16 protein-coding genes are annotated in these 18,868 nt (G+C 59.4%); 10 read left to right on the forward strand and 6 right to left on the reverse strand.

Going from position 1 to position 18,868, the window contains the following annotated elements:
• Positions 1-80: 80 nt before the first annotated feature.
• The gene (gene lysM, locus ACRRSD_RS16760) at positions 81-521 is read left to right on the forward strand and encodes a peptidoglycan-binding protein LysM (RefSeq protein ID WP_435034348.1); all 441 of its coding nucleotides are present in this window, start codon (positions 81-83) and stop codon (positions 519-521) included.
• Positions 522-628: 107 nt separating this feature from the next.
• Here lysM and yrfG read toward each other — a convergent pair whose 3' ends face one another.
• Positions 629-1,291, reverse strand: coding sequence for a GMP/IMP nucleotidase (gene yrfG / locus ACRRSD_RS16765; RefSeq protein ID WP_397480802.1), 663 nt, complete (start codon positions 1,289-1,291; stop codon positions 629-631).
• Between the two features lie 88 nt (positions 1,292-1,379).
• On the opposite strand from yrfG, the gene nudE reads away from it, so the two are divergent.
• Both nudE and cysQ read left to right on the forward strand, forming a co-directional pair.
• Complete coding sequence (nudE, locus tag ACRRSD_RS16770) at positions 1,380-1,946, forward strand: ADP compounds hydrolase NudE (RefSeq protein ID WP_034151897.1); 567 nt, start codon at positions 1,380-1,382, stop codon at positions 1,944-1,946.
• 11 nt (positions 1,947-1,957) lie between these two features.
• Positions 1,958-2,785, forward strand: a complete 828-nt coding sequence (cysQ, locus tag ACRRSD_RS16775; RefSeq protein ID WP_435034349.1) for a 3'(2'),5'-bisphosphate nucleotidase CysQ — start codon at positions 1,958-1,960, stop codon at positions 2,783-2,785.
• Positions 2,786-2,990: 205 nt separating this feature from the next.
• Here cysQ and ACRRSD_RS16780 read toward each other — a convergent pair whose 3' ends face one another.
• From ACRRSD_RS16780 to rfbC, 4 genes are read right to left on the reverse strand one after another with little or no spacing between them, the layout of a single operon-like run.
• Positions 2,991-3,446: a YiiD C-terminal domain-containing protein gene (locus tag ACRRSD_RS16780; RefSeq protein WP_435034350.1), complete on the reverse strand. Its 456-nt coding sequence runs from the start codon at positions 3,444-3,446 to the stop codon at positions 2,991-2,993.
• The gene (locus ACRRSD_RS16785) at positions 3,443-4,828 is read right to left on the reverse strand and encodes a sigma-54-dependent transcriptional regulator (protein WP_435034351.1); all 1,386 of its coding nucleotides are present in this window, start codon (positions 4,826-4,828) and stop codon (positions 3,443-3,445) included. The genes ACRRSD_RS16780 and ACRRSD_RS16785 overlap by 4 nt, the downstream gene beginning before the upstream one ends.
• Positions 4,825-6,633 (reverse strand): sensor histidine kinase, encoded by a 1,809-nt coding sequence (locus tag ACRRSD_RS16790; RefSeq protein WP_435034352.1) that lies wholly within the window; start codon positions 6,631-6,633, stop codon positions 4,825-4,827. Before ACRRSD_RS16790 ends, ACRRSD_RS16785 begins: the two co-directional genes overlap by 4 nt.
• Before the next feature lie 41 nt (positions 6,634-6,674).
• Positions 6,675-7,220, reverse strand: a complete 546-nt coding sequence (rfbC, locus tag ACRRSD_RS16795) for a dTDP-4-dehydrorhamnose 3,5-epimerase (protein WP_435034353.1) — start codon at positions 7,218-7,220, stop codon at positions 6,675-6,677.
• A gap of 165 nt (positions 7,221-7,385) precedes the next feature.
• Here rfbC and ACRRSD_RS16800 point away from each other — a divergent pair, with 165 nt between their 5' ends.
• The 4 genes from ACRRSD_RS16800 to ACRRSD_RS16815 all read left to right on the forward strand — a co-directional run bounded on the left by ACRRSD_RS16800 (position 7,386) and on the right by ACRRSD_RS16815 (position 13,055).
• Positions 7,386-10,298: an aminotransferase gene (locus ACRRSD_RS16800; RefSeq protein WP_435034354.1), complete on the forward strand. Its 2,913-nt coding sequence runs from the start codon at positions 7,386-7,388 to the stop codon at positions 10,296-10,298.
• Between the two features lie 307 nt (positions 10,299-10,605).
• A complete protein-coding gene (gene aguB, locus ACRRSD_RS16805; protein WP_435034355.1) occupies positions 10,606-11,484 on the forward strand; it encodes an N-carbamoylputrescine amidase in 879 nt (292 codons plus the stop codon).
• 5 nt (positions 11,485-11,489) lie between these two features.
• The gene (gene aguA / locus ACRRSD_RS16810) at positions 11,490-12,596 is read left to right on the forward strand and encodes an agmatine deiminase (protein ID WP_435034356.1); all 1,107 of its coding nucleotides are present in this window, start codon (positions 11,490-11,492) and stop codon (positions 12,594-12,596) included.
• A gap of 246 nt (positions 12,597-12,842) precedes the next feature.
• Positions 12,843-13,055: a hypothetical protein gene (locus tag ACRRSD_RS16815; RefSeq protein ID WP_435034357.1), complete on the forward strand. Its 213-nt coding sequence runs from the start codon at positions 12,843-12,845 to the stop codon at positions 13,053-13,055.
• Between the two features lie 187 nt (positions 13,056-13,242).
• Here the strand turns inward: ACRRSD_RS16815 and ACRRSD_RS16820 are convergent, their stop codons facing one another.
• Positions 13,243-15,336: a TonB-dependent receptor gene (locus ACRRSD_RS16820; protein WP_435034358.1), complete on the reverse strand. Its 2,094-nt coding sequence runs from the start codon at positions 15,334-15,336 to the stop codon at positions 13,243-13,245.
• A 256-nt stretch (positions 15,337-15,592) separates the two neighbouring features.
• Here ACRRSD_RS16820 and ACRRSD_RS16825 point away from each other — a divergent pair, with 256 nt between their 5' ends.
• The 3 genes from ACRRSD_RS16825 (at position 15,593) to ACRRSD_RS16835 (ending at position 18,857) form a co-directional block, all read left to right on the forward strand.
• On the forward strand, positions 15,593-16,261 hold the full coding sequence (locus ACRRSD_RS16825) for a DsbA family protein (protein WP_435034359.1): 669 nt from the start codon (positions 15,593-15,595) through the stop codon (positions 16,259-16,261).
• Positions 16,262-16,558: 297 nt separating this feature from the next.
• Positions 16,559-17,878 (forward strand): OprD family porin, encoded by a 1,320-nt coding sequence (locus tag ACRRSD_RS16830; protein WP_435034360.1) that lies wholly within the window; start codon positions 16,559-16,561, stop codon positions 17,876-17,878.
• Between the two features lie 232 nt (positions 17,879-18,110).
• Positions 18,111-18,857, forward strand: coding sequence for a 2OG-Fe dioxygenase family protein (locus ACRRSD_RS16835; RefSeq protein ID WP_007909122.1), 747 nt, complete (start codon positions 18,111-18,113; stop codon positions 18,855-18,857).
• The last annotated feature ends 11 nt before the right edge of the window (positions 18,858-18,868 follow it).

Genomic DNA, 18,868 nt, shown 5'->3' on the forward strand with positions numbered 1-18,868 from the left:
ATTGGTCGGCTTGGAACCGGGTTTGTCTGAGGTGGTCTAGGCTTGGACGACTGATCCTTTATTCCATGGAGAGAACCACGATGAGTCTTTTAAGTTTTGTGAAAGAAGCCGGTGAAAAGCTGCTCGATCTTCTGACCCCGGGTAACGCCAATGCCAGTGAGCAGTTGAAGGAACACATCAGCAAGGTCGGTCTGGGCAATCCGAATGTGCAGGCGACGGTGGATGGCGACAAAGTGACTGTCACCGGTGAAGTCGCGAGTCAGGAGGAGAAAGAGAAAATTCTGTTGGCTGTGGGCAATATTGCCGGTGTTGGCAGCGTGGATGATCAGATCACCGTGACCGGCCCGGTTGTGACGGCTGCGCAGTTTGTGGTGGTCAAGTCTGGTGACACCCTTAGCGCGATTTCTCTGCGTGTGTATGGGGATGCCAACAAGTATCAGAAAATTTTCGAAGCCAACAAACCGATGCTCAAGGATGTGAACAAAATCTATCCGGGGCAGACGCTGCGTATTCCTGAGTAACCCGATAAAACGCCTTCGTCGGAACGCCGCCCGGAGCAGGCTCGCTCCCACATTGGATCGCATTCCAATGTGGGAGCGAGCCTGCTCGCGAATGGGGCAACTCGGTATCAAAGTCCGCCAATCAAATCCCGATAATCCTCAACCGCCGCAAACTCAGCCGTGTCCTTCGGCCCCTTGCGGCTGTCCGGCTCTTTCACCGCCAACAAATGCGCCACACCAAAATCCCGCGCACTGCGCAGAATCGGCAAGGTATCGTCGATAAACAGACTGCGCGCTGGATCAAAGCCGATGTCCGCCTGCAAGGCATCCCAGAACTGCGGGTTCTCCTTGGGATAACCGTAATCGTGAGAGCTGATCAGCCGCTCGAAGTACGGCGCCAGCTCAATCCGCTCAAGCTTCAGCGACAGTGAATCGCGGTGCGCGTTGGTGATCATGATTACCCGCTTACCGGCGCGTTTGATCGCTTCCAGAAAGGTGTCGGCATCCGGCCGCAAGGCGATCAGGTGCGCGGTTTCCAGTTTCAGTTCGCGTACCGATAACTTCAGTTCGGCACTCCAGAAATCCAGGCAGTACCACTGCAACTGGCCAGCGTGGCGTTCGAACAACGGCTGCAATTCCATCTCGGCCATGGCCCGGCTGACCCCGTGCAGTTCGGCGTAGCGCTGCGGCAGATGTTCCAGCCAGAAATGATTGTCGAAGTGCAGATCCAGCAGCGTGCCGTCCATGTCCAGCAGAACGGTATCGATGTCGGACCACGGTAATGAAGGCATGGCAACGTCTCGAACGGTAGAAAGATATCCGACATAAACAATCGGGAAAGCCGCGTTATAGTAGCGCGTTCACGCCAAGGAGCTTTGCATGCGCCAGAAACCCACCGTACTTGCCCGCGAGATCGTCGCCACCAGCCGTCTGTTTTGCGTCGAAGAACTCAAGCTGCGCTTTTCCAATGGCGTGGAACGCACTTACGAGCGTCTGGTCGGCAAAGGTGCGGGCTACGGCGCGGTGATGATCGTGGCGATGTTGGATGCCGAACACGCGGTGTTGGTCGAAGAGTATTGCGGCGGCACCGACGAATATGAGTTGTCCCTGCCCAAAGGCCTGATCGAGCCTGGTGAAGATGTGTTGGCGGCTGCCGAGCGGGAACTCAAGGAAGAGGCCGGATTTGGCGCGCGACAACTGGAGCACCTGACCGAGCTGTCGCTGTCGCCCGGTTACATGAGCCAGAAGATCCAGGTCGTTCTGGCTACCGATTTGTACGAAGAGCGGCTGGAAGGCGACGAGCCCGAGCCGATGCGCGTCGATAAGGTGAACCTGCGCGAATTGTCGTCGCTGGCGCTCAATCCCCAGTTTTCCGAAGGCCGTGCATTGGCTGCACTGTATCTGACCCGCGATCTGCTGACCGAGCGCGGGTTCTTTCCAGCATGAGTGAGATTTCGATGACATTTCCCCACCCGTTAATGGCGCCGGTCGTTGAGCTGGCATTGCAGGCCGGCGAGGCGATTTTGCCGTTCTGGCGTTCCGGCGTTGAAGTCACTGCCAAATCCGATGACTCGCCCGTGACGGCGGCGGATCTGGCCGCGCATCACCTGATTCTCGCCGGGCTGACGGCGCTGGATCCGAGCATTCCGGTGTTGTCGGAAGAAGACGCCAACATCCCCCAGAGCGTACGCGCCGGCTGGCAGCGCTGGTGGTTGGTGGATCCGCTGGATGGCACCAAGGAGTTCATCAGCGGTAGCGAAGAGTTCACTGTGAATATTGCGCTGATCGAAAACGGTCGCGTGGTGTTTGGCGTGGTGTCGATGCCGACCAATGGTCGTTATTACGTCGGAGGTGCCGGGCTTGGTGCGTGGCGCTGCGACAAGGACGGCACGCCGGTTGCGATTCAGGTGCGTGATGTGCCGGGGCCGGGCGAGGCGTTTACCGTGGTCGCCAGCCGTCGTCATTCGAGTCCCGAGCAGGAGCGTCTGCTGGCCGGGCTGAATGCGAGCCTGGGCGAGTTGCAATTGGCGAATATTGGCAGCTCGCTGAAATTTTGCCTGGTGGCGGAAGGCGTGGCGGATTGCTATCCGCGACTGGCGCCGACTTCGCAGTGGGACACGGCGGCGGCGCAGGGCGTGCTGGAAGGTGCGGGCGGTGAGGTGTTGGATCTGCGCGGGGAAGCGTTCTGTTATCCGGCGCGGGAATCGCTACGCAATGAGTTCTTTTTGGCGCTGCCGGCGAAGGCGGCGTGGCGTTCCAGATTGTTGGAGTTGGCTCGGGGTTAAGTCGACTGATCCGGCATCCCCTCACCCCAGCCCTCTCCCCCAGGAGAGGGAGCCGAACGAGGGATATTGGAGACTAGCGCCAACCTGGTCGAGGTTTGCTGTAACCATAATCGCTGCGGTCTTTCAGGTCGATGTACAACGCCAGACACCTCGGTCAGTCCCCTCTCCCTCTGGGAGAGGGTTAGGGTGAGGGGCTTTTGATTTTTCAGCGGTGCAAAACGTACTGCCCGGTAAACCTCACGGCATCCTCATCGCTACCCGCATTGACGATCCGTGTATTGAGCGTCAACCGCGCCCGCCCATAACGCCGATACATCGCCAGAAACTTCTTCCACACCGCCGCATCCGGCGCCGGACACATCGCCACGGCATCGCCGGTTACAGGAAGCGGATAACTGATCTGCCCCTCCTGAATCACGATGTGCCCATCGGTAATGCCTTCTTCTTTCAGACGCAAATGCAACCAGCCCCAACCGGCCAGCACCGCGCCGCAGTAAAGGCTGCCGCCGAACATGGTGCTCTTGTGATTGACGTTCGGCTCGAGTGGCAGATGCAGACTCAACTGCTGTTCATGCCAGTCGAGCACCTTCAACCCCATGTCCCGAGTCAAGGGAATGTCGTGATGCAGGACCGACTCCAGATAGCGACTGTCTGTACTCATTCGTTCTCGTCCCCATGGCTGCTGTCGCCAAAGTTGAGGCCATGCTTGCGCAACTTGTCATGCAGGGTCTTGCGCGGAATGCCCAAGGCTTCGGCGAGGCTGCGCACCGAACTGTGGGAGCGCGCCAGTTCAGCGGCAATCAACGACTTCTCGAAATTTTCCACTTGCTCGCTGAGGCCACCGTTGATGACTTCGACAGTGCTGCTGCCAGTGCCTTCAGTGCCGCTGTTATCCAGCGCCAGTTCCAGGCCAAGGGCGAAACGTTCGGCGGCATTCTGCAGTTCGCGCACGTTGCCCGGCCAGGTGTGGCGCAGCAGCAAGGCACGTTGTGCCGGTTGCAGTTCGTGTGGCGGCAGGCCGTGGCGGGCGCTGGCTTCATCGGCGTAATGCTGGAACAGTACCAGCGCATCTTCGCCGCGTTCGCGCAGTGGCGGAATGCGCAGTGGCGCAACGTTGAGGCGGTAATACAAGTCGGCGCGGAAGCGACCCTGATCGGCGGCCTGGCGCAGGTCTTCCTTGGTCGCAGCGATCACGCGGATGTCCAGCGGGATCAGTTGATTGCCGCCCAGCCGTTCGACCACGCGCTCCTGCAGCATGCGCAGCAGTTTCACCTGCACGTCCATGCTCATGCTCTCGATTTCATCGAGAAACAGCGTGCCGCCATTGGCGAATTCGAATTTGCCGATCCGGCGTTTTTGCGCACCGGTGAACGCGCCGGGTTCGTGGCCGAACAGTTCGCTTTCCACCACCGACTCGGCCAGTGCACCGGCGTTGATCGCCACGAACGGGCCGTTACGGCGGCTCGATAGGTCGTGCAGCGCTCGGGCTACGACTTCTTTGCCAGCGCCGGTTTCGCCGAGAATCAGCACGTCAGCCTTGGTCGCGGCCAGCGCGCCGATCTGTTCACGCAGACGCAGCATCGGCGTCGAATGGCCAACCAGTCGCGCGCTCAGTTCATTGCGGTCGCTGAGGGCCAGGCGCAGGCTGCGGTTGTCCAGCACCAGTCGGCGCAGGGCCAGCGCGCGACGCACGCTGTCGAGCAGCGCATCGCTGGCGAAAGGTTTTTCGAGAAAGTCATAGGCGCCGGCGCGCATGGCCTGCACTGCTAGCGGCACGTCGCCGTGGCCGGTGATCAGCAACACCGGCAGTTCTGGATCCTGCGCGTGCAATTCGCTGAGCAACTCCAGACCGTCCATGCCCGGCATGCGGATGTCGCTGACCACCACCCCCGGCCAGTCACGCTCAAGCTGTGCGGCCAGGCCCTTGGCTTCGGACAGCGGCAAAATTTTCAGACCAGCCAGATCCAGGGTCTGGCCGAGGGCCTGACGCAGGTGCGGATCGTCGTCGATCAACACCACCTGAATGCGATTGTCGATGGTCATGCACTTCGATCCTCGGACGGTTGCAGGCTGACCCCGGGCGCACCGGCGCGCAGTCGCAGGGTAATCAAGGCGCCACCTTGCTTGTGGTTGGCGAACGACAGTTCACCGCCGAAGGCGCGCATCAGCGTTTCACAGATTGCCAGCCCCAGACCCAAGCCCTGAGTGCGGGTCTTGGTGGTGTAGAAGGGCTCGCTGGCGCGGCCGAGGGCTTCCATGCAAAAGCCCGGGCCGTTGTCGCGAATGTACAGATTGACGCCTTCGGCGGTGGATTCGGCACTCAACCACAGTTTGCGTGGCGGGCCTTTTTCGGTGAGGGCATCGAGCGCGTTGGCCAGCAGATTGCCGAGCACCTGACGCAGGCGCGTTTCGCCGGCCTCGACCCACAGGGTAGCGGCGGGCAGGTCGCGGATCAGTTCGACTTCCATGCTGCGGCGACGTTTGGCCAGCAGCGCCAAGGCATCGTCGAGTGCCGGTTGCAGGGCAACGCTTTCCGGGGCGTGGCGATCGCGGCGGGCAAAGGCGCGCAAGTGGGCGATGATCGAGGCCATGCGCCCGGTCAGTTCGCTGATCAGTTTGAGGTTACCGCGCGCATCGTCAGTGCGCTGATGATCGAGCAGCACTTCAGCGTTTTCCGCGTAGCTGCGGATCGCCGCCAGCGGCTGATTGAGTTCGTGGCTGATGCTCGCTGACATCGTCCCCAGCGCCGACAGCTTGCCGGCCTGGACCAGATCATCCTGGGCGCGCACGAGTTCTTGCTGGGCTTGCTCACGCTCCAGAACTTCTTCCTTCAAACGCCGGTTGAGGCCCTCGAGATCGCTGGTGCGTTCCGCCACGCGACCTTCCAGTTCACGGCGTGCCTTGGCCTCGAACGCAATACGTTCCAGATAATGGCGGCGGCGCTGCATCATCAGGCCGAGCAACAACATCAGCACCAACAGTGTGGCGCCGCCGATGGCCACTACCGTGCGCACCGGGCGGTCGATCAGCGTGCGCGGGGCGAGGATGCTCACGCTCCAGCCGGTTTCGGCGATGTCGTGGGTCTGGATCAGCCACGCGCTGGGGCTGAGGTGCAGCGGTCGCGGTTCGCGGGTCGGGTAGGGCTGAATGGCGGCGATCGCTGAGCGTTCGCTGTCGCTCAAGTCACGGGTCGAGCGGAAGCGCCATTCCGGGCGCGAGGTGAGGATGACCACGCCGTTGTGGTCAGTGACCAACAGTTGTTCCGGGGTTTTGCCCCAGAGGCTTTCGGTGTGGTCGAGGTCAACCTTGATCACCAGCACGCCGATGATTTTTTCGCCGTTGCGCACGGCGGCGGCGAAGAAGTATCCGCGTTTGGCCGAGGTGGTGCCGAGGCCGAAGAAGCGCCCGAGACGTCCGGCCATGGCTTCGCTGAAGTAGGGGCGGAACGAAAAATTGCGGCCGACAAAACTGTCGTGCTTGTCCCAGTTCGACGCCGCCAGTGTCTGGCCGCTGGTGTCCATCAGGTACATCACTTCGGCGCCAGTCTGCGCGGCGATGTTCTTCAGCAGGCGGTTGGCATTGCCTTGGGTGACGCCGTCGTCCGGCGCGCCGAGTACCGAGCGCAGGGCCGGCAGGTCGCCGAGAATCTGTGGCAACACTTCGTAGCGGTGCAGGGTGCCCAGCAGGTTGGCGACGTACAGATCGAGGGTCTGGCGGTTCTGCCCGGCCAGTTCGCTGCGGTAATAGCGCTCGGCGAGATGTTCCAGCGGCCACAGCAGCGGCGCCAGACACAGGGCCAGCAGGGCGAGGCTGCGCCAGCGAGGTCTGGGGGGAAGGGTTGGTTTCATGAGCTGATGCGCCTGAGGTGACAGGCGCATTATGCCTAGGCTCAGGCGAAGACGTCAGCGTCCTTGAGCAGTGCTGCGGCCTGATCCTTGGCGGACAGCTGCGGTGCTTCGTCCAGCTGCCAGTCGATGCCCAGAGCGGGGTCATCCCAGCGAATGCTGCGCTCGGACGATGGGTCGTAGTAGTTGGTGGTCTTGTAGAGGAATTCGGCGAACTCGCTCAGCACCACGAAACCATGGGCGAAACCTTCCGGTACCCACAGTTGACGATGATTGTCGGCAGAAAGACGTACTGCTACGGATTTGCCGAAATGCGGCGAGCTGCGGCGAATGTCCACGGCCACATCCAGCACTTCACCGACGGTCACGCGGACCAGTTTGCCTTGGGTGTTTTGCAACTGGTAGTGCAGGCCGCGCAACACGCCTTTTTGCGAGCGCGAGTGGTTGTCCTGGACGAACTGCGTGTCCAGACCGGTGGCGTCCTGAAACGCTTTGGCATTGAAGCTCTCGTAGAAAAAACCGCGCTCGTCACCAAACACCTTCGGTTCGATGATCAGGACACCGGGCAGGTCGGTGGTGATTACATTCATGGGGGCTTCCTAGGCAGGTGTGAATGGTCGACATTCTTGCGCAAAGTACCGAAGGGTGCGAGTGCTGGAAGACAAATAGCCCGGATGCCTTTACGCGGTTGGGGGTTGCGGATACCGCGCAGCAATGGCGATATAGGCGCCTAATAAAATTTCAGGGGTCGTTTCATGCCGCTCGCCACGTTGATTCATCGCGCCAGTTTGCCCAGCCCGCAGGTTTCTGCAGAGCAGGCCCGGCAATGGCTGGCGGACCATTACGGGCTCAGCGGCACGTTGCAGGCCCTTGGCAGTCAGCAGGATCTGAATTTTCGCGTCGACAGCCCGCGCGGGCGGTTTGTGCTGAAAATCTGCCGTGGCGATTACGCTTTGGTGGAGCTGCAAGCCCAGCACGCCGGTCTCAAGTACCTGGCCGAGCATTCTGCGGTGACGGTGCCGAGGGTGATCGCGGCCAATAATGGCGAGGATCTGCTGTCACTGGAGGTCGGCGGCGAAGCGGTTCATGTGCGGCTGCTGGATTACATCGAAGGCCAGCCGCTCACGCACCTCGATCACCTGGGGCGTGACGTGGTGGCCGGGTTTGGCCGGCTCTGCGGTGAGATGGATCTGGCGCTGGCCGGGTTCGACCATCCGGGCCTTGAGCGCACGTTGCAGTGGGATGCCCGCCACGCCAGTGCACTGATCAGCCATTTGCTGCCGGTGATCAAGGATGAGCAGCAACGCGCATTGATCGCCGATGCCGCCGAACAGGCCGAGCGCCGTTTGCAGCCGTTGCAGGACAAGCTGCCGGTGCAGGCGATCCATATGGACATCACCGATGACAACGCTGTCTGGGCGCGCGATGCCCAGCGGCACTGGCAATTGCAGGGCGTGATCGACTTTGGCGATCTGGTGCGCACGTGGCGCATCACCGATCTGTCGGTGACCTGTGCGGCGTTGCTGCATCACGCTGGTGGTGATCCGTTTGTCATCCTGCCGGCGGTTCAGGCCTACCACGCGGTCAACCCGCTGCAACATGAAGAGCTGCAAGCGCTGTGGCCTTTGATTGTGGCGCGTGCTGCAGTTCTGGTGCTCAGTGGTGAGCAGCAGATCAGCATTGACCCCGCGAATACCTACAGCCGCGACAACCTCAGCCACGAGTGGGAAATCTTTCGGGTGGCGACTTCGGTGCCCTTGGCGTTGATGGAAGCAGCGATCCTCACGGCGGTCGGCCACGCCTTGCCGGCGATCGACAGCGCAGGTTTTGCGCCATTGCTGCCCGGTCTGGTCGGGCGCGAGTTTGCGCTGATCGATCTCGGTGTCCTGAGTCCGCATTTCGAGGCCGGCAACTGGGAGCAGGAGGGTATCGATCAGCACCTGTTGAACGAAGCGGCGGCGGCCCATGGTTTGGCGGCAAGCCGTTATGGTCAGTACCGTTTGTCGCGCACTTGTCCCGACAGTGCCGTTGAACCGGACACCTTCCCGTTGCACGTGGAATTGCGTGTGCCCGATGGTACCGCCGTGGAGGCGCCGTTCGCTGGCGTCGTGCATCAGGCAGCTGACGGTGTGCTGCAACTGGATGGCCCGCAACTCAGCGTTCGCCTGTGGGGCGTGACACCTTCGCTGCACAGCGGCGCGGCGCTGGTCAAAGGTCAGGTGCTGGGCGCGGTCAGCGGCCCGTTGCGGGTGCAGTTGTGCCGCGGTGCGCAGCTCGATGCGCCGTTGTTTTGCACCCCGGGGCAGGCAGCGGCGTGGCAGGCGCTATGTCCCTCGCCGGCAGCGTTGCTGGGCCTGGCCTGTGATGCCGAGCCGGAGCTTGACGCGAAAACCCTGCTCGCACGCCGCGATGCCAGTTTCGCCCGCACGCAAAAACACTACTACGTCGACCCGCCGCGCATTGAGCGCGGCTGGCGCAATCATCTGATCGACATGCAGGGCCGCTCCTATCTGGACATGCTCAACAACGTGGCGGTGCTTGGTCACGGTCACCCGCGTATGGCAGCGGTCGCCGCTCGCCAGTGGTCGTTACTGAACACCAACTCGCGCTTCAACTATGCGGCGGTGGCGGAGTTTTCCGAGCGCTTGCTGAAACTGGCACCGGAAGGCATGGATCGAGTGTTTCTGGTCAACAGCGGCAGCGAGGCCAATGACCTGGCGATTCGTCTGGCGTGGGCCTACAGCGGTGGGCGCGACATGATCAGTGTGCTCGAGGCCTATCACGGCTGGACGGTCGGCGCCGATGCGGTATCGACCTCGATCGCCGATAACCCGAAAGCGCTGGAAAGCCGCCCGGACTGGGTGCATCCGGTACCTGCGCCAAACACTTATCGCGGTGAGTTCCGTGGCCTCGATTCGGCGCCGGATTACGTGCGCAGCGTTGAGCATCACCTGGAAAAACTTGCCGCACAGAAGCGCCAATTGGCCGGATTTATCTGCGAACCGGTGTATGGCAATGCTGGTGGTATCTCGCTGCCGCCGGGATATTTGAAACAGGTGTACGCGCTGGTGCGCGCGCAGGGCGGCGTGTGCATCGCCGACGAAGTGCAGGTCGGTTACGGGCGCATGGGCCACTTCTTCTGGGGTTTTGAAGAGCAGGGCGTGGTGCCGGATATCATCTGCATGGCCAAGGGCATGGGCAACGGCCAGCCGCTGGGCGCGGTCATCACTCGGCGGGAAATTGCCGAGGCGCTGGAGGCCGAGGGTTACTTTTTCTCCTCGGCGGGTGGCAGTCCGGTGAGTTGCCAGATCGGCATGGCGGTGCTCGATGTCATGGAAGAAGAAAAGCTCTGGGAGAACGCGCAAGTAGTCGGTGGCCACTTCAAGGCGCGGCTCGAAGCGTTGATCGATAAACATCCGCTGGTAGGCGCGGTGCACGGTTCCGGGTTCTATCTGGGGCTGGAGCTGATCCGCAATCGCGAGACGCTGGAGCCTGCGAGCGAGGAAACCGCGTTGCTGTGCGATCGCTTGCGTGAATTGGGGATTTTCATGCAGCCGACGGGTGATGATCTGAACATTCTCAAGATCAAACCGCCGATGGTGACATCGCGCCAGAGTGTGGATTTCTTTGTCGATATGCTTGATCGAGTCCTCGCAGAAGGCCTGTAAGCCCTCACCCGAACCCCTGTGGGAGCGAGCCTGCTCGCGAAAGCTATCGATCAATCAACATTGTTGTTGAATGAGAAACCGCTTTCGCGAGCATGCTCGCTCCCACAGTTGGTTTCAGTCTTTAACTCGATTTGTATCGGCTTTTTATCGGTGTATTTAGACGAAAGGCAATTTACTAGCTTCTAAAGCCGATATTTATCGGCTATAAAGTCGCCATTGCTCCGGCATGGCGATCTCATGTCCGGTGCGCGCGTTTTTCTTTTCGGTCGAATTGTCGACCGTCAAAGCACTTGCCCGGAGATGATTCATGAGCCGTATCGTTACCGTTGCCGCCACTCAGATGGCCTGTTCCTGGGATCTGGAAGCCAACCTCGAAATTGCTGAAAGACTGGTTCGCGAAGCCGCCGCCAAGGGCGCGCAGATCATCCTGATTCAGGAGCTGTTCGAGGCGCCGTACTTCTGCCAGAAGCCAAACCCGGACTACCTGCAACTGGCGACAACGGTTGAAGAGAACGTCGCGATCAAGCATTTCCAGAGAATCGCCAAAGAGCTGCAAGTGGTGCTGCCGATCAGCTTCTACGAACTGGCCGGCCGCGCGCGTTTCAACAGCATCGCGATCATCGACGCCGACGGCAGCAACCTCGGGATTTATCGTAAAAGCCATATCCCGGACGGCCCGGGCTACCACGAGAAGTATTACTTCAACCCGGGCGACACCGGTTTCAAAGTGTGGAACACCCGTTACGCAAAAATCGGCGTGGGCATCTGCTGGGATCAGTGGTTCCCGGAAGCCGCGCGCAGCATGGCGCTGCAAGGTGCGGAAATTCTGTTTTACCCGACCGCAATCGGCAGCGAGCCGCACGACAAGACTATCTCGTCGCGCGACCACTGGCAGCGTGTGCAGCAGGGCCATGCCGGCGCCAACCTGATGCCGCTAATCGCCAGCAACCGCATCGGCAATGAAGAACAGGACGGCTACGACATCACGTTCTACGGCTCTTCGTTCATCGCCAACCAGTTCGGCGAAAAAGTGCAGGAGCTGAATAAAACCGAAGAAGGTATTCTTGTGCACACTTTCAACCTCGACGAGCTCGAACACATTCGCAGCGCGTGGGGTTCATTCCGTGACCGCCGTCCGAACCTGTACGGTGCGTTGAAAACCCTCGACGGTTCCCTGGAGTCCTGATCCCGATGACCACCTTGAAAAGTACCCCGCGCGCCGACGGCTTTCACATGCCGGCCGAGTGGGCGCCGCAAACGCAGACCTGGATGATCTGGCCCGAGCGCCCGGACAACTGGCGTCTGGACGGCAAACCGGCGCAAGCCGCACACGCAGCGGTGGCCAAGGCCATCGCGCGCTTTGAACCGGTGACCGTGGCCGTGTCCGCCGGGCAATACGAAAACGCCCGCGCGCGCCTCGACGTGCCGAATATCCGTGTGGTCGAGATGTCCAGCGATGACGCCTGGGTACGCGACAGCGGCCCGACTTTCGTCATCAACAACAACGGCGAAGTACGCGGTGTGAACTGGGACTTCAACGCCTGGGGCGGTTTCGACGGCGGTCTGTATTCGCCGTGGAATCGCGATTCGCAGGTTGGCGGCAAGATCCTCGAGATCGAGCGCAGCCCGCGTTACCGCACAGAAGGTTTCGTGCTTGAAGGCGGTTCGATTCACGTCGACGGCGAAGGCACGCTGATCACCACCGAAGAATGCCTGCTCAACCGCAATCGCAACCCGCACCTGGGCCGCGAAGAAATCGAAGCGGTGCTCAGCGCCAATCTGTCTGTGGATAAAATCATCTGGCTGCCGGACGGTTTGTTCAATGACGAAACCGACGGCCATGTGGATAACTTCTGCTGCTACGTGCGTCCGGGCGAAGTATTGTTGGCGTGGACTGACGATCCACAGGATCCGAACTACCCGCGCTGCCAGGCCGCTATGAACGTGCTGCAAAGCAGCACTGACGCCAAAGGTCGCCCGTTCACGGTGCACAAAATGCCGATTCCGGGGCCGCTCTATGCGACCGAAGAAGAGTGCGCCGGTGTTGATCCGGTGGATGGCACGCAGGAGCGCAATCCATCCGTGCGCCTGGCCGGTTCCTACGTGAACTTCCTGATCGTCAACGGCGGCATCATCGCGCCGAGCTTCGACGATCCGATGGATGCCCCGGCCAGGGAAATTCTGCAGAAGCTGTTCCCGCAGCACGAAGTGGTGATGGTGCCGGGCCGCGAACTGTTACTGGGTGGCGGCAATATCCACTGCCTTACCCAACAGCAACCCGCGCCGCACAAAGAGTGAGTTGAGTCGTAACAGCTTGAGTTGATTACTAAATCAGCCGGGCAATGAATAGCTCGCTATGCATGTAAAGAAGCCCGCAGCCCGGTTGGATTGCGGGCTTCTTTGTATCCGCTTGTCGACAAATGCGAAACCTTGGCATAGCTCTTGTATTCATCACCCATGCACTAGGGAGGGGGGAGAACTTCAACAGTTCTGTCATAAACCTTGGATAACGTAGCCGCTCATGAACGGGGAGAGAGCGCTGAAATGAACGCCGAAGTGAACGTAGTCAGCGAGCGGACGTTGCATCCCATGGCCGTTAACGGCGAATCGCTCCAGATTGTCGCGCACTGGTTGAAGTCCAATGGAACGCGTCAGATCAGAGAACCTGATCCGCGCCGGATGATGATCGAGCGTTACCCCGCTGACCTGTTCAGCGAGGCCGAACTGGATGCATTGTGGGCTGTAATGAAAGGATAAGAAGAACAACAGGGATTGGTCAAAGCGCTGCCGGGATGGCGGCGCTTTTTTATGCACAACTGTTTTGGGAACACCCATTCAATGTGGGAGCGAGCCTGCTCGCGAATGCGGTGGATCAGGTTACGACGATGTCGACTGACCCGACGCTTTCGCGAGCAGGCTCGCTCCCACAGGCATTTGTGTGAAATCAGAAACTGTAGGTACCGGTCATCACGACGCTGCGTGGTGCGCCTGGCTGGATTTGATACTGGCTGGTCGCCGACGCGTAGTACTCACGATCGGTGATGTTGTTCAGTGCCGCGCGTAAGTCCCAATCTTTCAAGCGATAACCGACCAACGCATCCCAGCGGCCATAACCCGGCAACACAGTGGTGTTGGCGTTATCGGCATAACGTTGGCCAACCAGGGCCAGACCGGTTTCCCCGTACCAGCCCATCTCCGGTTTCCAGGTCAGGAACAGGCTGCCGTTGTGCTTGGCGACGTTGTTGATGCGTTTGCCTTCCAGGCCGTTGTTGTCCTTCTCGATCTTCGCGTCCTGCATACCAACGCCACCGCGCATGTACCAGTTGCCGACGATGTTGCCGGTGGCCGTCAACTCGATCCCGCGCGAGCGCTGCAGACCGGACATTACGGTCAGGGTCGGGTCGTTTGGGTCGGTGGTGCGGCGGTTGTAGAGTTCCAGGTCATAGATCGCCAGCGTGGTGCTCAAACGGTCATCGAGCCAGTCACTCTTCACGCCGATCTCTTTCTGCTTGGTCAGCTCGGGGCTGAGGTCATTGGTGTTGCCGGCCGCTCCCGGGGTGATGCCGATCAAGCCACCGCCCACTGGCGAAAACGTCTTCGACCAAGAGGCGTAGAACGAGTGATTCTGCAACGGCGTCCAGACCAGGCCGACACGCGGACTGGTGCTGTGGCTGTCGCGATCTTCAGAAATGTTCCGCAGCTTGTTGGTCGATTCGATATCGAAGGTGTCGTAACGCAAACCACCCAGCAGTTGCCATTGATCGTTCAGGCGCAGTTGGTCCTGCACGTACACCGCGCGACTTTCGACCTCGGTGTGGCTGCTGCTGGAAACCTGCATGGCTCCTGTGTGGCGCAGATCGCGGTTGGGGTTGTACAGGTCAAGCGACGGTACCGGTTGCGCTCCGGGCGTTCTGCCAGTGGCGGCGTTGTACAGCTTTGGATCGCGGCGCTGGCTGCCGATCTCGACGCCAGTGAGCAGGCGATGCTCAAGACCAAAGGTATCGAAGCCGCCTTCAAGTTCGAGGTTGTTGTAGACGTTGCGGGTGGTCAGATCCTGCTGCCAGTGCTGGCGCGTGACCTTGTTGGTCGCAGGGGTGTAACCGGTGAGGTAGGTGTTGTCGAAATCACTGTCGAGCTTGAACACGCCGAGGGTCTGGCGCAGTTGCCAGTTGTCATTGATTTCGTAGGTGAGTTTCGAGCGCAAGGACTGAGACTTGTCATCGATGAAGTCGTGATCGTTGCCGTAGGTCGTGTCGCGACCGACATCGGCCGGGCGCCCGTTGACGCCGGGAATGCCGCGATCCGGCGTGCGGTTGTAGCGGCTGTATTCGTATTGCACCAGCCAGTTCAGATCCGGCGTCAGTTGCCAGCTCATCGACGGCGCGAACAGTTGGCGATTACCGCTGACGCCGTCGCGGAAGCTGTTTTCATCCATGTTGCCCATGTTCAGGCGCAGGCTGATGTTTTCGCTCGGATCGGTGCTGAGGTCGGCGTAAAGACTACGCAAATCTTCGCTGCCACCCTGGGCTTCGATGGTCGAGCGGCGGCCGGACTCGGGCATTTTGCTCACGCGGTTGATGATCCCGCCCTGACTGCCACGGCCGTACAGCACAGCGGCTGGGCCTTTGAGTACTTCGACGCGTTCGATGTTGTGCAAGTCGCGCTTGTATTGGCTGTCGTCGCGGATGCCGTCGAGATAGAAGTCATTGCTGGCATCGAAGCCGCGAATGCGCAGGCTGTCGAAGCGAGTGTCGGCGCTGCTGCTGACGTTGGGCATGCCGCTCAACGCGTCAGCAATATCGTTGGTGCCGTAGTTGGCAACGTTCGATGTCTTGACCGAATCAATCGCCTGCGGCACATAACGCACCGGCGTTGAGGTGCGCGTCGCGGTGCTGCTGAGCTTCACCCGAGGGTCATCGGCTTGCGCTTCGGCGCTGATCGCGGTGGCGGGAAGTTCGGTCGCCGAATAGGCAAAACCACTGGACAGAAAAGCAGAAAGCCCAAGCGTGACGGGCGTGAGACGGAACGGGGCAGGCATTGAAAAGCGCATCCGAAAGGGTGGAGGAATTCGATCGCGCGAATGGTAATGCTTTGCATTTGCTTTCGTTAATTATTCCTTATAAGTTCCCTAGTCTGATTGTTTCAATTTGTGTCCAGTTCGACACAATCTGACCCGACCAGACAATTCGACCGATTCGCGAAACAGACTGAAAGCCATTCCGGCGTTTTTCTGCACGGTTGCGAGGACTAATCTGCCGCCATCGATTTTCCTGACTTGCTGCCGGAGCTTTCCCATGATTCTTCATTACATCTACGACCCGTTGTGTGGCTGGTGTTATGGCGCCAAGCCGCTGGTTGAAGCCGCGCAACAGGTGCTGCCGGTGATTGTCCATGCTGGAGGCATGATGAGTGGCGCCAACCGCCAGCCGGTTTCCTCGCAACTGCGCGATTACGTCTTGCCCCACGACCGACGCATTGCCGAATACACCGGCCAGCCTTTTGGCGAGGCGTATTTCGAGGGTTTGCTGCGTGATCACTCAGCGGTGTTCGATTCGACACCACCGATTGCAGCGGTCATGGCGGCCGAAGCCATCGACGGAGGCGGTTTGCGCCTGCTGGGGCGGTTGCAAACTGCGCATTACGTGGAAGGGCGACGTATTGCCGATTCAGTCGTGCTGTTGGAGTTGGCGACACAGATGGGCTATGCGCAGGAAGATTTCCACGTTGCGTTTGAGTCCGTTGATAGCGAGGGGCATATAAAAGCCAGTCGCCAGTTTTTGGCTCGATTGGGCGGCCAGGGTTTTCCAACGATTGCTCTGGAGCAGAACGGCACATTCCAATTGATCGACATCAGCCCCTGGTTGGGCAAGCCGCAGGCATTTGTCGACTGGTTGAAACCGGCCATCGTCCTCGACCAGCCAGGCAAAGCTTCTGCACTTTGTGCTATCGATGGCTGCGCTTGATACACACTGGATTCACTGGCTGTTTGCGTTTCCCAGCAAGGAGTCAGCGCAAAATTTACGTTTCTTAGACGATTTTTACCTATTTAAAGACGATTCTTGAAATTGACACATTGTTCAGGGCGCGGCTACGATTCGGCCCAACGCCTGTGGCCAACCGCCATGACTCAAAATAAGGAGCAGGCCCGCCATCACGTTCTCGTGGGCGGGCCTTTTTGTTTCGGGGTGAATAAAAGAGTGCAAAAGCGCCGTTTCCGCCGTTCGACACAGCGCGTTTCAACCCGTAATAAGGAAAACAAAATGTTGAACAAGCGAATCAGTCTGATCGCACTGGGGATGTTGAGCGCCACTCAGGCCATGGCTAACGACCAAGCCGAGTCCAAGGGTTTTGTAGAAGACAGCAGCCTCAAAGTGCTGCTGCGCAATGCTTACATCAATCGTGATTACAAAGATGGTCGTCCGGACAAAGCCGAGTGGGGCCAAGCGGCCATCGGTACGTTCTCGTCCGGTTTCACCCAAGGCACCGTGGGTGTCGGTGTCGACGCTTTCGGTCTGTACGCACTGCGTCTGGACGGTGGTGAAGGTCGCACCGGCGCGCAAGGTATCGACTTTTTCAAGCAAGCTGATCACGCGCCTGGCGGCAGTGATAAAGCGGCCAATGACCTGTCCAAGGGCGGTGCAGCCGTCAAATTCCGTATTTCCAATACGGTGCTGACCTACGGCGACCAGATGCCGGCGCTGCCAGTGTTGAGCTACGACAACGTGCGTCTGCTGCCGGAAAGCTACACCGGTACGATGATCACTTCCAAAGAGATCAAAGGCCTGGAGCTGAACGCTGGTCGTTTCACCGCCGAATCGCGCAAGAGCGCTGAAGGCCGTGACAGCGGTGGTCTGAAGTCGATCAACGTATTGGGCGGTAGCTACCAGTTCACCGAGAACTTCAAAGGCGCGTTGTACGCTTCCGACGTCGAAGACGTATTGAAGAAACAATACGTGAACGCCAACTACGTGTTGCCGTTCAACAAGGATCAGTCGCTGACCCTGGACTTCAACGGTTACCGCACCAAGCTGGACAGCTCGTACGTGCGCGAAAACACCGTTCCGGGCGAAAGCATCGTGACCGGTCGCGACAACAAGATCTGGAGCCTGGCCGCGACATTCGCCACTGGCCCGCACTCGTTCACCGTGGCGCACCAGCGCTCCACTGGCGACAGCAACCTGGGCTACGCCTACGGCGGCTACCAGAAAGAACAGGGTCGTGTCGGCGACGGCGGTAACTCCATCTACCTGGCCAACTCCTACTGGTCCGACTTTAACGCTGAAGACGAACGCAGCTGGCAGTTGGGCTACGGCCTCGACTTCGGCGCATTCGGCGTGCCGGGCCTGAGCTACAACTTCGCCTACGTGCGTGGCGACAACATCACCACGTCCACCAGCGAAGGCGGCACCGAGCGGGAAATCTTCAACCAGTTCAAGTACGTCGTGCAAAGCGGCCCGGCCAAAGACCTGAGCGTGAAGTTGCGCAGCTCGATCCTGCGCGTGTCGCAGAAATCCAGTGAGTACAACGTCAGCGGCAACGAACTGCGTGTGTTCGTGGACTACCCGATCAACATCTTCTGATGCCTGATCAAGTGTAAGAAACGTGAGAAAAACCCCGACTGGTTCGGGGTTTTTTTTCGACGGTTTTTCGACGAAAACCGGAAAAGACCGGTGTTTTTGTCATGAAAAAGTTGTTTTCAGGTCGCTGCAAACGCCGTTTCAAACAGCGCTTTAAATGCCTGAAATTCTTTCTCATGGACGCAAATTCTCCACCTAATAGATTAGGCCGCTCAACGCAGCGGAGAATTTGGTAATGATCGTTTTGAACAGAGAAGTGGGCGAATCGCTACGGCGCGACAAATATGTCAACGTCCAGGGTGGTGACTTCAATCTCTACGGTCATTTTGCCGACTTCGTCAGACTGACCAAAAGTTGGGAAAACATGGAGCCTGACAGTTACTACGGTCAGGCCGAAGCCGGCATGCGTTACCGTCGTTACAGCGACTTTGAGTACAACCCGAAGACGCGTGAGCTGAAGCAACTCGAGCATCGCGCTTACGTGCAATCCAAGGAAAACAACGCCTATGTTGGCGGCCTGGTGCGACACTTTCAGGACTTCTCCGATGAAGTGATTACTTCACCGGTGATGCGCAGCCTGATCGACACCGATTTCGAAGTTTACAAAAGCGTGCTCCCGGAAGAGCTGCACGATGAAATCTGGCAGTGCCAGATCCATCAGATCCGCATCGAAATCAAACCCGGCAAACAACTGGAAATCACTCCGGAAGGCATTCACTGCGACGGTTATCCGTTCAGCGGTGTGCATTTCTGGGGCCGCAACAACGTCGAGGGTGCGGAGAGTCGTCTGTACGACATCCACGAGCATCAACTGGCGTCGACCACTTACCAGGAAATTCTCGACACCACGTACTTCCTTGATCGCGACATGCGCCACTACGTGACCCCGGCCCGCAACCCGCACACTCATGCGATGGCGTATCGGCAGATTCTGGCGATTTCCTTCTCGCGGCCCGGGACCGCTTTCGACATTGTTCGCTAATCAGATCACCC

The sequence above is a fragment of the Pseudomonas neuropathica genome, assembly GCF_051174785.1.
Classification (GTDB): domain Bacteria; phylum Pseudomonadota; class Gammaproteobacteria; order Pseudomonadales; family Pseudomonadaceae; genus Aquipseudomonas; species Aquipseudomonas neuropathica_A.